Consider the following 12,915-nt stretch of genomic DNA (forward strand, 5'->3'; position numbering starts at 1 on the left):
GTGTCGGGCCGTCGGTGCGGTCAGGACGGACGGCGCGGCGGGACGCAGCAGACGGTGGGACAGGTGTCCCACATCGGCAGCTCGCCGAGGCGACGACGCAGCCGTGCGCCGTCCGGGTCGGTCCGCTCCCGCACCAGTTCCCGCACCATGGCGACGTAGCGCGGGTCGGCGCCGGGGGTGGCGGCCCGGACGAAGTCCAGGCCGAGTTGCTTGGCGGTGTCCAGCGCCTCGGTGTCCAGGTCCCACACCACCTCCAGGTGGTCGGAGACGAACCCGATCGGGCTGACCACCACCCCGGTCACACCCTGCTCGGCGAGGCTGGTCAGGTGGTCGTTGACGTCCGGCTCCAGCCACGGCACGTGCGGCGGGCCGGAGCGGCTCTGCCAGACCAGGTCGTACGGCAGGTCCGGGGCTGCGGCGGCGTGCACCAGCCGCGCCGTCTCGGCGAGCTGGGCGGTGTACCGGCCGCCGTGCGGCCCGGCGCTGTCAGCCGCCGAGATCGGCACGGAGTGGGCGGTGAAGACCAGCCGGGTGCTCTCCCGCCGGGCCGGGTCGAGCCCGGCCAGCGCCTCGCGGACCGCGTGCACGTGCGGCTCGACGAAACCGGGGTGGTCCCAGAACTGGCGCAGCTTCTCGATCACCGGCGCGTCGGCACCGACCGCCGCCCGCGCGGCGGTGACGTCCTCCTGGTACTGCCGGCAGGAGGAGTACCCGCCGTAGGCGCTGGTGACGAACGCCAGCGCCCGCCGTACGCCGTCGTCGCGCATCTGCGCCACGGTGTCGGCGAGCATCGGGTGCCAGTTGCGGTTGCCCCAGTAGACCGGCAGGTCGAGATCGTGGGCGGCGAAGTCCGCGCGGATCGCGGCGAGCAGGTCCCGGCACTGCTGGTTGATCGGGGACACTCCCCCGAAGTGCTGGTAGTGCTCGGCCACCTCGGCCAGCCGCTCCGACGGCACACCCCGCCCCCGGGTCACGTTCTGCAGGAAGGGCAGCACGTCGTCCGGCCCCTCCGGGCCGCCGAAGGAGAGCAGGACCACCGCGTCGTACGCCATGGACCCATTCTTGCCGGTGGCCGACGGCGCCCCGGCAACGCCCCCGGGTCCGGGCGGTAACGCCGCCGGGTCCCGGACGTTAGGAAGGGCCCCCTGCTATACCGCAGGCGGTAGCAGGGGACCCTTCCTTACATCACTAGGCGCCGATGGCGTGATAGCCGCCGTCGACGTGCACGATCTCGCCGGTGGTGGCCGGGAACCAGTCGGACAGCAGCGCCAGGCAGGCGCGCGCGGCCGGTTCCTGGTCGGTCAGACTCCAGCCCAGCGGGGCCCGCTCGGACCAGGCGTCCTCGAACTGCTCGAAGCCGGGGATCGACTTGGCAGCCATGGTGCGCAGCGGCCCGGCGGAGACCAGGTTGCTGCGGATGCCCTGCTTGCCCAGGTGCATGGCGAGGTAGCGGGAGGCGGACTCCAACCCGGCCTTTGCCACGCCCATCCAGTCGTAGACCGGCCACGCCTGGGTGGCGTCGAAGGTCAGGCCGACCACCGCGCCGCCCGGCGACATCAGCGGCAGCGCCGCCGTCGCGAGCGACTTGTACGAGTACGTGGAGATGTGCAGCGCGGTCGCCACGTCCTCCCAGGAGGCGTCGAGGAAGCCGCCGCCGAGGCAGCTCTGCGGCGCGAACCCGATCGAGTGCACCACCCCGTCGAGCCCGTCCACGTGCTCCCGGACCTTGTCGGCCAGCCCGGCCAGGTGCTCGGAGTTGGTCACGTCCAGCTCGATGACGGGTGCCGGCTCGGGCAGCCGCTTGGCGATCCGCTCCACCAGCGAGAGCCGGCCGTACCCGGTGAGCACGACCTGCGCGCCGTTCTCCTGGGCGAGCTTCGCCACCGAGAAGGCGATGGAGGCGTCGGTGATGACGCCGGTGACGAGCAGCCGCTTACCGGCCAGCAGTCCGGACATTAAGCTCATTCCTCCGTGCTCAGGGTCAGTGGCCCATACCGAGGCCGCCGTCGACCGGGATGACCGCGCCGGAGACGTACCCGGCACCGTCACCAGCCAGCCAGGTGACCACCGCGGCGACCTCGTCCGGCGCGGCCATCCGACCGGCCGGGATCGACTTGAGGATCTCCGCCTTGCGCTCCGCGGTCAGCACCGCGGTCATGTCGGTCTCGATGAAGCCGGGCGCCACGACGTTGGCGGTGATGTTCCGGGTGCCCAACTCCCGGGTGATCGAGCGGGCCACCCCGACCAGGCCGGCCTTGCTGGCCGCGTAGTTGACCTGACCGGCCCCGCCGGAGAGACCGACCACCGAGGACACGAAGATCATGCGTCCCCACTTGGCCCGCAGCATCTTCCCCGAGGCGCGCTTGGCGCAGCGGTACGCACCGGTCAGGTTGGTGTCCAACACCCGGGTGAACTGCTCCTCGGACATCCGCAGCAGCAGCGTGTCGTCGGTGATCCCGGCGTTGGCCACCAGCACCTCCACCGGCCCCAACTCCGCCTCGACCGCACCGAACGCGGCGTCGACCGACTCGGCGTCGGTGATGTCGCACCGCACACCGAACAGCCCCTCCGGCGCTCCACTGCCCCGGTGGGTGATCGCCACCCGGTCGCCCTGCTTGGCGAACGCCTGGGCGATGGCCAGACCGATTCCGCGGTTGCCGCCGGTAACCAGCACAGTTCGAGACACGGTGGGTCCTCTCCGGAAGATCGCTGCGGGTTGGAGACTAGGCGCTACCGCACGGTAATCACTAACCCGCCCCGCCCGGCACCGCCGATGAACGGCCGCGTCGGCGGGGCCGCTCGGCCGAGTGGGCCCGCACGCCACCGCAGGTGTACGATCATCGCGTTTGCGGGCCGCCCGACGGCGCCCGCCCGCCCGGACCCCGACCGCAGGAGGTGATCGCTGTGCGAGATAGCGATCCTCCCAGTCGTGGCCGGGCCGACCGCCAGTCACGCTGAGCACCGCTCCGCCTGAGCTGGCCCCGCTCCCCAGCACCCGCCCTGAGCACCACCGCCCGGCCCCTCCGCCGGGGCGGCGGAGGGCGCGGGTGCGACCGGAAGCCGTTCGGTCACGACTTCGTGTGCGCCTCCTCGATCCACCCTCACGCGGTCCACCCCGCCCGGACCGCCGTCGCCACCCGGAGCGTTCCATGAGCCGTTACGTCGCCCCGCTGGGCTTCACCCTCGCCGCCGTCTGGGTGGCCGTGCTCTTCGTGCTGGCCAGCACCACCCACTGACCGCGCGCCCCCGACCGCAGGCCCCACCGCTCGTGACGTCGGCGGGCGGTTCGACCTCCGACCCGCCCGCCGACCTCATGATCCGCCAGTACGGCGGCCCCACCGGTCAGAGCATCCGGGACGACCAGAGCAGGCTGAACGCCCCGGCGCACAGCGCCAACAGCAGGGCGATGCCCGCGTACCACTGGGTGATCTCCCGCGCTTCGGTCCGGAACCCGATCGAGCTGCCCATGTCCTGGTACACCTGCTTCAGCTCGTTGACCGTGGCCGCCTCGTAGAAGTAGCCCTCGGTCGTCTCGGCCAGCTCGGCCAGCGCCATCCGGTCCACCGGTACCCGCTGCAACTGCCCACCGATGTCCACGTGCCCGGTGTCGGTGCCGAAGGCGATGGTGGAGACCGGCACGTTCGCCGCCTGCGCCGCCGCGGCCGCCTCCTCCACCGAACGACCGGCCGTCCGGAAGCCGTCGGAGAGCAGCACGATCCGGGCCGGCGGAATGCCCGCCGCACCATCGGCCGGCACCGAGCGGATCGCCTCCAGACAGGTGAAGACCGCCTCACCGGTCGCGGTCGCCTCGGCCAGCACCAGCCCGTCGATGGCGCTGGTCACCGCCGGCCGGTCCTTCGTCGGCGGCACCAGCACGTTGGCCGACTTGGCGAACGACACCAACCCGACGTTGTACGTCTCGGGCAACTCCCCGACGAACTGCTTGGCCGCCTCCTGCGCGGCCTCCAGCCGGCTGGGCGCCACGTCGTCCGCCTGCATGGACAGCGACACGTCGATGGCCAGCATGATGGTGGCCCGTTCCAGCGGCTCCCGGGTGTCCACCGCCGGACGGGCCAGCGCACCGGCGAGCACCAGCAGGGCGAGCAGGAACGCGGTCGCCGGAACGTGCCGCCGCCAGCCCAACCCCTTCGGCGCCACGGTTCGCAGCAGGTCGACGTTGGCGAACCGCATCGCGTACTCGCGGCGGCGGAACTGCCGCCACACGTACAGCGCGGCCAGGGCCAGCACCGGCAGCACCGCCAGCAGCCACCACGGTTGGAGCAGTCGAATCATCGCGTCGTCCCCCGGGTGCGGGCGTGCCGCTGGGCGGCCACGAAACGCACCATGTCCAGCAGCCAGTCTCGGTCCGTACGAAGTCTCAGGTGCGCGGCGCCGGCCGCGCGCATCGCGGCGGAGATCTCGGCTCGCTGGGCAGCCGCCGCCGCCGCGTAGCGGTGCCGCAGGCTCGGGTCCGCGGTCTGCACCTCGTGCAGCTCCCCGGTCTCCGGATCGACCACCGGCAGCACCCCCACGTCCGGCAGTTCCAGCTCACGCGGGTCGACCACCTCGATCGCCAGCACGTCGTGGCGGACCCGCAGTTTGCGTAGCGGTCGGGCCCACTGAGCCGGCGGGGCGAGGAAGTCGGAGACCACCACCGCGACCCCACGCCGCCGGGGCGGGCGGTTGAGCATGTCGATCAGCACACCGAGGTCGCCCCGGCCCGGCTGGACCGGGGTACCGGCGATCGCGCGCAGCATGCCCTGCGCCTCCTTGCGCCCGGATCGGGCGGGCAGCCGGACCAGACGTCCCGGCCCGCTCGGCTCCGGCGCCGCCCGTCGACCCCGTGGCGCGGCGGGGCGCTCACCGCCGCTGCCCACCACCGCACCGATCCGGTTGCCGCCCCGCACGGTCAGGTGCGTGATCGCCGCCGCCGCCGCGATCGCCACGTCCCGCTTGAGCCACCGGCCGGAGCCGAAGTCCAGGCTGGCCGAGAGGTCCACCGCCAGCCATGTCTCCAGTTCCCGGTCGGCCACCGTACGCCGCACGTGCGCGGTGGTGGTCCGCGCGGTCACCGGCCAGTCCATCCGACGGACGTCGTCACCGGGCCGGTACTCGCGCGACTCCCCCGCCTCGCTGCCCGGACCGGGCAGCAGACCGGCGTAGTCGCCCTGTAACAGCCCGTCCAGCTTCCGGGTGACCATGAGCTGCAACCGGGACAGCACCGCGCCGGAACGATTGTCCGCCACGGTCGGTGGCTGCTGGGGTGAAGGGGTACCCGGGGTCACGGCCGCTGCCCGGGCCACCCCGACGTCGGGGCCACCGCACCCGGTGGCGTGGCCTGCTGCCGGGGTGCCACCGACGGCAGCGGGATGGTCGACATCACCCGGTGCACCACGTGGTCGGCCGGTACGTCGTCGGCGAGCGCGTCGTAGCTGAGCACCAGCCGGTGCCGCAGGATGTCCGGCGCGATGTCCTGCACGTCCTGCGGCAGGGCGTAGTCCCGGCCGCGCAGCAGTGCCAGTGCCCGGGTCGCCCGGACCAGCCCGAGCGAGGCGCGTGGGCTGGCGCCGTACTGGATCAGTTGCGCCACGTCGGGCATGCCGTGCTCGGCCGGCGTACGCGTGGCCAGCACCAGCCGGACCGCGTAGTCGACCAACGCGTTGTGTACGAAGACCTGGTCCGCCTTCTGTTGCAGGGCGATCAGGTCGGCGGTGTCGAAGACCGCGGTGGGTTCGGGCGGGGCCACCCCCATCCGGTAGACGATCTCCCGCTCCTCGGCGTCGGTGGGATAGCCCACCACGATCTTCATCAGGAACCGGTCCCGTTGCGCCTCCGGCAGCGGGTAGACGCCCTCCTGCTCGATCGGGTTCTGCGTCGCCATCACCAGGAACGGGTTGGGCACCCGGTGCGTCTCGCCGCCGATCGAGACCTGACGCTCGCTCATCACCTCCAGCAGCGCCGACTGCACCTTGGCCGGTGCCCGGTTGATCTCGTCGGCGAGCAGGAAGTTGACGAACACCGGCCCCAGCTCGACGTCGAACTTCTCGCTGGACTGCCGATAGATCCGGGTACCCATGATGTCGGCCGGCACCAGGTCCGGGGTGAACTGCACCCGGGCGAACGACCCGCCGACCACCCGGGCGAGCGTCTCCACCGCGAGCGTCTTGGCCACGCCGGGTACGCCCTCCAGCAGGCAGTGCCCCCGGGCCAGCAGCGCCACGAACATCCGTTCGACCATCCGGTCCTGCCCGACGATCACCCGCTTGATCTCGAACAGCGCCCGTTCCAGCAGCGTGGCGTCCTGCGCCGGAGTGGTCGGCGGCGGGACCGCCGAGGGCGTTGCCCCGTTCGGCGTCGGAGCGTCGGGCGTGGTCGGCTGGGCCACCGGTCCTCCACAGCGTGCTCGGTCGTTGCGTCGTGTGCGTCACCAAGCCTCGCATGCCCGACTGAGTACCGACTGTGGGAGCGACCGATTTCCGCCACGCCGTCGCGCGCCAGGCGAATCGCCGATCGCCAGTGGACAGATGCCGCCCCGGCGTGTGTACCATTCTCCCGTCGCCGGGCGGCTTCCCCCGTGGCCGCCCGGCGCTCACTCTCTCCCGTCGCCCTAGACTGGGTGCGATGGACGATTCCGACACTCCCGCCGAGGCTCTGCTCTGTTCGGCCCGAGGGTGTCGCGCCCCTGCCGGGTGGGCACTGCGCTGGAACAACCCCCGCCTGCACACGCCGGAGCGGCGCAAGACCTGGCTCGCCTGTGAGCTGCACCGCTCCTCGCTCGGCGACTTCCTCACCGCGCGCGGCTTCCTGCGCGAGGCCACCCCGCTCCCGGGATCGCCTACGCTCGAAGAGTGAACGCCAACAACGGACTCTCATGGTGAGCGCGAGGAGTGAGCTTGCGAGCCCCGCAGTCGCGAACGAGGCCAGCACCGTGAGCGCGACCAGTGAGCTTGCGAGCCCCGCAGTCGCGCACGAAGGATCAGCACGGTGAGCGATGACGCCCCGGTGTCGGCCGGTCCGCTGGAGCCCTGGCCGGACACCGTTCGGTGGCAGTCGATCTCGTCCGACCTGATCTGGGTGGAGCTGCTGCGCCTGTCCGCCGTGGTGGCCGTCCTCTCGGCGGGCATCGGCATCGGCTGGGCGCTCGGCGGCACCTGGCCGTTCGGCGTGGCGCTCGGTGTCGTGCTGCTGTTCGCGACCTGGCGGGCGGTGACCATCGTCCGCGCGGTACGCGCCTGGGGCTACGCCGAACGCGAGGACGATCTCCTGGTCCGGCACGGGCTGCTGGTGCGGCGCCTGTCCATCGTCCCGTACTCCCGGATGCAGTTCGTGGACGTCAGCGCCGGACCGCTGGAACGCGCGTTCGACCTGGCGACCGTGCAGTTGCACACCGCTGCGGCGGCCAGCGACGCCCGGGTGCCGGGCCTGCGTCCGGCCGAGGCGTCCCGGCTGCGGGACCGGCTCACCGCGCTGGGCGAGGACCGGGCGGAAGGGCTGTGACGGGCCCGGTCGGGGCGGCACCGGACCGACCCGAGCCCCGCACCGGCGACACGGCGCCACCGGTCACCGCCGCCGGAACGCCGGGTACGGACACCTCGGCGGCACCTCCACCGGAGCAGACCCAGGGCGGACCACTGGCTGGGCTCGCGCCGAATGCCCCGCCAGTCGCCCCCGGCACGCCGTTCCCGCAGGCGACGCCCCACCGACCGGGCACGCCGTATCCGCCCGCGATGCCGTACCCGCCGGGAGCGCCCTACCCGCCCTATCCGGTCGGGCCGGGCCACCCGCCCGGCGGGTCGCCGGACCCGGCGCAGGCGCGGCAGCGGCTGCACCCGCTGAGCCCGGCGCTGCACGGCGCGAAGTCGCTGGTCGTGGTCATCGCCGGGCTGTCCTGGTCGACGCTGTCCCGGGTCGGGTTCGGGTGGTTCGTGGCCATGGTGATCGTGCTCGCGCTCGGTGCCACCGTGCTGGCCGTGATCAGTTGGTACTACACGGGGTACCAGGTGGTGGGTCGGGAACTACGCATCCACGAGGGGCTGCTCTGGCGGCGGACCCGCGCCATCCCGCTGGAGCGGCTCCAGGCCGTCGAGGTGGTCCGACCGCTGCTGGCACAGCTCAGCGGCCTGGCCGAACTACGGCTGGAGGTGGTCGGGGGCGGCAAGACGGAGGCGCCGCTGGCGTACCTCAGCGTCGCGGAGGCGTCCGCGTTGCGGCAGCGTCTGCTGGCGCTCGCGGGCGGACCGGCCGTCGCCCGGGCCGCCACCGGCGCGGTGTCGGCGGGCGGGCCGGCGGATCAGCAGGCGGAGACGACGGCCGGCGAGGCGGCCGTCCCGCCGCCGGGACGGCCGTTGCACGCGGTCGAGAACCGGGACCTGCTGATCAGCCAGTTGCTGACCCCGCAGGCGTTCCTGCTGCCGTTCGGCGTGGCCTTCGTCACCGTGCAGTTCCTGTCGGAGGGCTCGTGGTCGTTCATCGCGGTGGCGAGCACGCTGACCGCGATGGCGGGCATCCTGCTGCAACCCGTCCGTCGGGTGCTCGACGACTGGCGGTTCCAGCTCGCGCGGGACGCCGACCGGCTACGTATCCGCAACGGCCTGCTGGAGACGCGGGTGCAGACGGTGCCGCTGCACCGGGTGCAGACGGTCGGGATGACCTGGCCGTTGCTCTGGCGGATGAAGGGCTGGCTGCGGATGCGCCTGGAGGTGGCGGGCTACGCGGCGGGCGAGCCCGACCAACGCAACCGCCCGGACCGCCTGCTGCCGGTGGGGGACCTGGCGACCGGCGAGACCATCCTCGCCGAGGTGCTGCCCGGGGTCACCCTGGCGTCGTTGCCGCTGGTCCCGCCGCCGACTCGGGCCCGCTGGGTCAATCCGCTGAGCCGTCAGGTGCTCGGTGCCGGACTGACCGACGAGGTCTTCGCCGTCCGGTCCGGGCTGCTCACCCGCCAACTGACCATGGTGCCGTACGCCCGGTTCCAGAGCGTCCGGGTGGTGCAGGGCCCGATCCAGCGGCTGCTCGGCCTGGCGACCGTGCACGTGGACACCGCCGGTGGGGCCGGCGCGGCGGCGGTCGACCGTGACCTCGCCGACGCCTGGGCGCTGGCGGCCGAGCTGACCGCCCGGGGTCAGGCCGCCCGTCGCGGCTGACGGCCGCCGGTCAACGGGTGGCCGGGACCACCGGTGGTTCCGCCGGTGCATCCCGGTCGTCCGGAGGTGGGTCGGTCGCGGCCCGGCGGGCCTTGCGGCGGGCCCACCACCGCTCCGCCGCGCCGACCGCCAGGAAGGTCATTCCGACGTACGCCCAGCCGACCAGGACGTCGATCACATAGTGCTCGCCGCTGTAGACCAGGGTGAAGGTCATCGCCAGCGGGTACGCCAGCAGCAGCGGCCACCACCGACGGCGCACGCTGTTCAGGAAGAACAGCACCACGAACAGCGCGAAGGCGGTGTGCAGCGACGGCATCGCGGCCACCGGGTTCGAGGCGAGCTGACCGGCGTTGAGCAGGTTGCCGGCGCCGTGCATGCCGAACGCCCGCCAGCCCCGGGTGGAGATCCGGGCGACCTCCTCGATCAGCCCGTTCTGCGCCGCCCACCACGGCGGCGCGGCCGGGTAGAGGAAGTAGGTGACCAGGCCGGTGGCGCAGAGGAAGAACCAGCGCCGCATGAAGGCCGCCCAGCGGCTGCGCTCCCGCATCCAGAGCACGGTGGCGGCGGCCAGCGCGGCCACGAAGTGCGAGAAGTACACCCAGCTCACCAGTACGTCCCACCACCGCACCTCGGGGTGGTAGAGGTGCTGCTGCAACCAGACGGTGGGCACCTGACCGTCCATCGCCCAGCCGAACATCAACCGGTCCGCCAGGATCAGCTCGTACGCGTGCGGGATCGTCCCGTCGTGGTAGGCGAAGCCCCGGGACAGGTTGTAGGCGACCAGCAGCAGCACCACCGGCACCCAGTCCCGGGCGAAGCGCAGGTGACTGCGCCACGGGCGGGCGGAGTTCCACGCGATGGTCCCCGCCCAGATCCAGAAGAACGCGTACAGCGGGTCGGTGGGCAGGCCGATGACGAGCCAGCCCGCCACGAAGGCGACGCTCCACACCGACATCGCGATCACGCGGCGGCGACCGCCGTCGGGCGAGGCGGACGGCTCGGTCGGGGCCGGGGGCTGGGGGTCGGTCACGGCAGACATCGCGGACAAGGTTAACGGCGCACCCTGGGGCGTCCCACGCAGGACCACCTGCGTGCCGCGCCGCCGTGCCGGGACCACTGGCAGCGTGACGGACCGGGCCATCCGGCGGCACGCGTCGCCGAGGACGCGGCGAGCCCATACGCTGTGCCCATGCAGGTGCAGTCGGATCTCGCCCTGACTCCGGGTCTGTCCGCCCGGGTCGAGTTGACCGTCACCGACGCCGACACCGCCGAGGCGGTCGGCTCCGGTGACGTACCGGTGCTCGGCACTCCCCGGGTGCTGGCGCTGGCCGAGGCGGCGACGGTGGCGGCGAGCGCGTCGCACCTGCCCGCCGGCGCGACCAGCGTGGGCACCCGGGTCGCGTTGACACACCTGGCCGCCACGCCGGTGGGCCGCACCGTGGCGGCGCAGGCCACCCTGACCACGGTCGACCGGCGGCGGCTGGTCTTCGACGTCGAGGTGACCGAGGGCGGACAGCGGGTGGCAGAGGGCCGGGTGGAACGGGTCGTGGTCGACCGGCAGCGGTTCGTCGAACGCGCCGGCCGACCGTCATGACGGTCCGATTCGTCGAGATCGCCGACCGGGTGCACGTGCTACGTGAGCCCCTGCTCGCGGTCAACGTCACGCTGGTCTGCGGCGACGGCGAGGCGCTGCTGGTCGACACGCTCTCCAGCGCGCGGCAGGCCACCGAGCTGGCCGCCGCCGTCCGGGCGGTCACCGGTGCCCCGCTGACGATCGTGAACACCCACCACCACTACGACCACTGGTTCGGCAACGCCACCTTCGCCGCCGCCCCGCCCCGCCCGGTCTGGGCGCACCATCTCGCCGCCGAGGCGATGCGCGGCGATCCGGACGGGCTGCGCCGCCAGGCGTACGCGGAGCTGCGCGACGAGCATCCGGAGCTGGCCGCCGAGGTGGCGGACACGCCGTTGTCGGCCCCCACCGACACGGTCCGGACCGAGGCCGTCGTCGACGTCGGCGGTCGACGGGTGGTGCTACGGCATCCCGGGCGCGGCCACACCGACGCCGACCTGGTGGTGCAGGTGCCCGAGGCCGACGTGCTGGTCGTCGGTGACCTGGTGGAGCAGTCCGGGCCACCGGCGTTCGAGGACTCGTTCCCGTTGCAGTGGCCGGACGCGGTGGCCGAGCTGCTGCGGTGGACCAGCCCGGCGACCGTGGTGGTGCCCGGACACGGTGATCCGGTCGACCCCGAGTTCGTCCGGGCGCAGCACGCCCGACTGGCCGAGTTGGCCTGGCTGATCCGGGCCGGGCACACCGGCGGCGCGCCGCCGGAGCGGGTCGCCGCCGAGGCGCCCTTCCCGGCCCGCCCGGCACTGATCGCGGCCCGCCGCGGCTACGCCGAGCTGGACGGCACCGCCTGATCCGGCGCCCTCAGTCGGCGAAGCGCTCGCGCACCTCTGCCCGGGTCGGCATGGCCACGGCCCCGCCCGGCCGCTCGCAGACGAGCCCGGCGACCCGCAGCGCGAACGCCACCCGCTCGGTCCAGCCGTCCGGCTCGGTGGGCTCGCCGTCGACGAGCAGGTCGGCGACGAGCGCGGCCATCACCGAGTCCCCCGCGCCGGTGGCGTCGACCGCGTCGACCCTCGGCGCGGGCACGCGTACCGGATCGGCACCGGCGGCGGCGACCACCGCGCCCTCGGGCCCCAGGGTGACCACGACGGTGCCCGCGCCCACCTCGCGCAGGTACGTCGCCACCGACTCCACCGGCTCGCCCGGGTAGAGCAGCTCCGCGTCGGCGGTGCTCAGCTTGACCAGGTGCGCCCCGGCTGCGAACTCGGCGACCACCCCGCGCAACTCGGTCAGCGCCTGTGCTCCGTGCAGCAACCGGGGACGGACGTTGGGGTCGAAGACCCGCAGCCCGGACGCCAGCGACCAGGCCCGGCGGCCGGCGGCCAGGGTGGTCGGCTCCAGCAGCACGATCGACCCGCAGTAGAGCACGTCGGCGCCCTCGACCAGGGCCGCGTCGACGTCGTCGGCGGTGAGCAGCGCGTAGGAGGGCGGGTCGCCGTAGAAGCGGAAGTCCGGCTCGGGGCCGGCGAAGGTGGTGACGGCCAACGTGGTCGGCCCCGGCACGGTGCGCGCCCCGGCCGTCCCGACCCGTTCGGCGGTCAGCAGGTCCCGGATCCGTCCGGCCAGTACGTCGTCGCCGAGCGAGCCGACGAACTGCGCCGCGCCGCCGAGCCGGGCGATGCCGACGGACACGTTCAACGGGCCGCCGCCGACGGCCTGCCGGAAGACCGGCCCGCCCTCGCTCTCGGTGTCGAGCAGGTCGACGAGCGCCTCGCCGAGCACCACCGCGTATCCCATCCCGGTCCCTTCCGTCGGCCGTCCGCTGCCGCCCAGGCTGGCACAGCGGTCCGCCGCCGGGCGTACACGCCACGGTATTGGCGTGCACCGGCGGACGCGAACCGGCGTCGTGCACATCGAGGAACAGCTATTGCGTCGACGGCGGTGACGTGCTGGGATGGTGGTGCCGGATGGCGCGGGGGCTGCGCGTCATCGGTGCCGGGTCATGGACACGCGAGGGCATACACAACGCGTCGACATATCACCGGCGGCATCGTGCCGGGAGGGCATAGACCCCGTGCACGCGTCGCCGCATCGTCGCATTCGCCCCTAGCTGCGGGAGCGGACTTCACCCTCCCGCGCGCTTCGGCGGGGCCACCCCGCACGGTGTGCCCCGCGAGTCAGGAGAACCTGTGCACCGACCTC

14 protein-coding genes are annotated in these 12,915 nt (G+C 73.3%); 6 read left to right on the plus strand and 8 right to left on the minus strand.

The genetic code is table 11. From position 1 onward, the window contains the following. Positions 1-20: 20 nt before the first annotated feature. The 3 genes from ACQVFL_RS21220 to fabG all read right to left on the minus strand — a co-directional run bounded on the left by ACQVFL_RS21220 (position 21) and on the right by fabG (position 2,686). The gene (locus ACQVFL_RS21220; RefSeq protein WP_431727451.1) at positions 21-1,052 is read right to left on the minus strand and encodes a ferrochelatase; all 1,032 of its coding nucleotides are present in this window, start codon (positions 1,050-1,052) and stop codon (positions 21-23) included. 136 nt (positions 1,053-1,188) lie between these two features. Next, entirely contained in the window at positions 1,189-1,956 is a 768-nt protein-coding gene (gene fabI / locus ACQVFL_RS21225; protein WP_396698600.1) for an enoyl-ACP reductase FabI, read from the minus strand. Between the two features lie 25 nt (positions 1,957-1,981). Beyond that, positions 1,982-2,686: a 3-oxoacyl-ACP reductase FabG gene (fabG, locus tag ACQVFL_RS21230; RefSeq protein WP_396698598.1), complete on the minus strand. Its 705-nt coding sequence runs from the start codon at positions 2,684-2,686 to the stop codon at positions 1,982-1,984. A gap of 394 nt (positions 2,687-3,080) precedes the next feature. Between fabG and ACQVFL_RS21235 the strand changes: the two genes are divergently transcribed. Further along, positions 3,081-3,236: a hypothetical protein gene (locus tag ACQVFL_RS21235; RefSeq protein ID WP_396698596.1), complete on the plus strand. Its 156-nt coding sequence runs from the start codon at positions 3,081-3,083 to the stop codon at positions 3,234-3,236. Positions 3,237-3,342: 106 nt separating this feature from the next. Here the strand turns inward: ACQVFL_RS21235 and ACQVFL_RS21240 are convergent, their stop codons facing one another. Genes ACQVFL_RS21240 through ACQVFL_RS21250 form a run of 3 tightly spaced genes read right to left on the minus strand, consistent with a single transcriptional unit; the run spans position 3,343 to position 6,385 of the window. Then, positions 3,343-4,293, minus strand: a complete 951-nt coding sequence (locus ACQVFL_RS21240; RefSeq protein ID WP_396698593.1) for a VWA domain-containing protein — start codon at positions 4,291-4,293, stop codon at positions 3,343-3,345. Continuing rightward, entirely contained in the window at positions 4,290-5,303 is a 1,014-nt protein-coding gene (locus ACQVFL_RS21245; protein ID WP_431727452.1) for a DUF58 domain-containing protein, read from the minus strand. Before ACQVFL_RS21245 ends, ACQVFL_RS21240 begins: the two co-directional genes overlap by 4 nt. Beyond that, on the minus strand, positions 5,282-6,385 hold the full coding sequence (locus ACQVFL_RS21250) for an AAA family ATPase (RefSeq protein ID WP_396698589.1): 1,104 nt from the start codon (positions 6,383-6,385) through the stop codon (positions 5,282-5,284). Before ACQVFL_RS21250 ends, ACQVFL_RS21245 begins: the two co-directional genes overlap by 22 nt. Positions 6,386-6,621: 236 nt before the next feature. Between ACQVFL_RS21250 and ACQVFL_RS21255 the strand changes: the two genes are divergently transcribed. The 3 genes from ACQVFL_RS21255 (at position 6,622) to ACQVFL_RS21265 (ending at position 9,143) form a co-directional block, all read left to right on the plus strand. Beyond that, complete coding sequence (locus ACQVFL_RS21255) at positions 6,622-6,852, plus strand: hypothetical protein (protein ID WP_396698587.1); 231 nt, start codon at positions 6,622-6,624, stop codon at positions 6,850-6,852. A gap of 132 nt (positions 6,853-6,984) precedes the next feature. Further along, positions 6,985-7,497 carry a PH domain-containing protein gene (locus ACQVFL_RS21260; protein ID WP_396698585.1) on the plus strand — a complete coding sequence of 171 codons (513 nt, stop codon included), beginning with the start codon at positions 6,985-6,987 and terminating at the stop codon, positions 7,495-7,497. Positions 7,498-7,727: 230 nt separating this feature from the next. Further along, complete coding sequence (locus tag ACQVFL_RS21265; RefSeq protein ID WP_396698696.1) at positions 7,728-9,143, plus strand: PH domain-containing protein; 1,416 nt, start codon at positions 7,728-7,730, stop codon at positions 9,141-9,143. Between the two features lie 10 nt (positions 9,144-9,153). Here ACQVFL_RS21265 and ACQVFL_RS21270 read toward each other — a convergent pair whose 3' ends face one another. Then, positions 9,154-10,182: a phosphatase PAP2 family protein gene (locus ACQVFL_RS21270; RefSeq protein WP_396698583.1), complete on the minus strand. Its 1,029-nt coding sequence runs from the start codon at positions 10,180-10,182 to the stop codon at positions 9,154-9,156. A gap of 150 nt (positions 10,183-10,332) precedes the next feature. On the opposite strand from ACQVFL_RS21270, the gene ACQVFL_RS21275 reads away from it, so the two are divergent. Both ACQVFL_RS21275 and ACQVFL_RS21280 read left to right on the plus strand, forming a co-directional pair. Then, positions 10,333-10,737, plus strand: a complete 405-nt coding sequence (locus tag ACQVFL_RS21275; RefSeq protein WP_431727453.1) for a thioesterase family protein — start codon at positions 10,333-10,335, stop codon at positions 10,735-10,737. Then, positions 10,734-11,564, plus strand: coding sequence for an MBL fold metallo-hydrolase (locus tag ACQVFL_RS21280; protein WP_431727454.1), 831 nt, complete (start codon positions 10,734-10,736; stop codon positions 11,562-11,564). Before ACQVFL_RS21275 ends, ACQVFL_RS21280 begins: the two co-directional genes overlap by 4 nt. 10 nt (positions 11,565-11,574) lie before the next feature. On the opposite strand, the gene ACQVFL_RS21285 is transcribed toward ACQVFL_RS21280, so the two are convergent. After that, entirely contained in the window at positions 11,575-12,510 is a 936-nt protein-coding gene (locus ACQVFL_RS21285; protein WP_431727455.1) for a carbohydrate kinase family protein, read from the minus strand. Positions 12,511-12,915: the final 405 nt, after the last annotated feature.

This window comes from Verrucosispora sp. TAA-831 (assembly GCF_050780145.1).
Taxonomy (GTDB): domain Bacteria; phylum Actinomycetota; class Actinomycetes; order Mycobacteriales; family Micromonosporaceae; genus Micromonospora.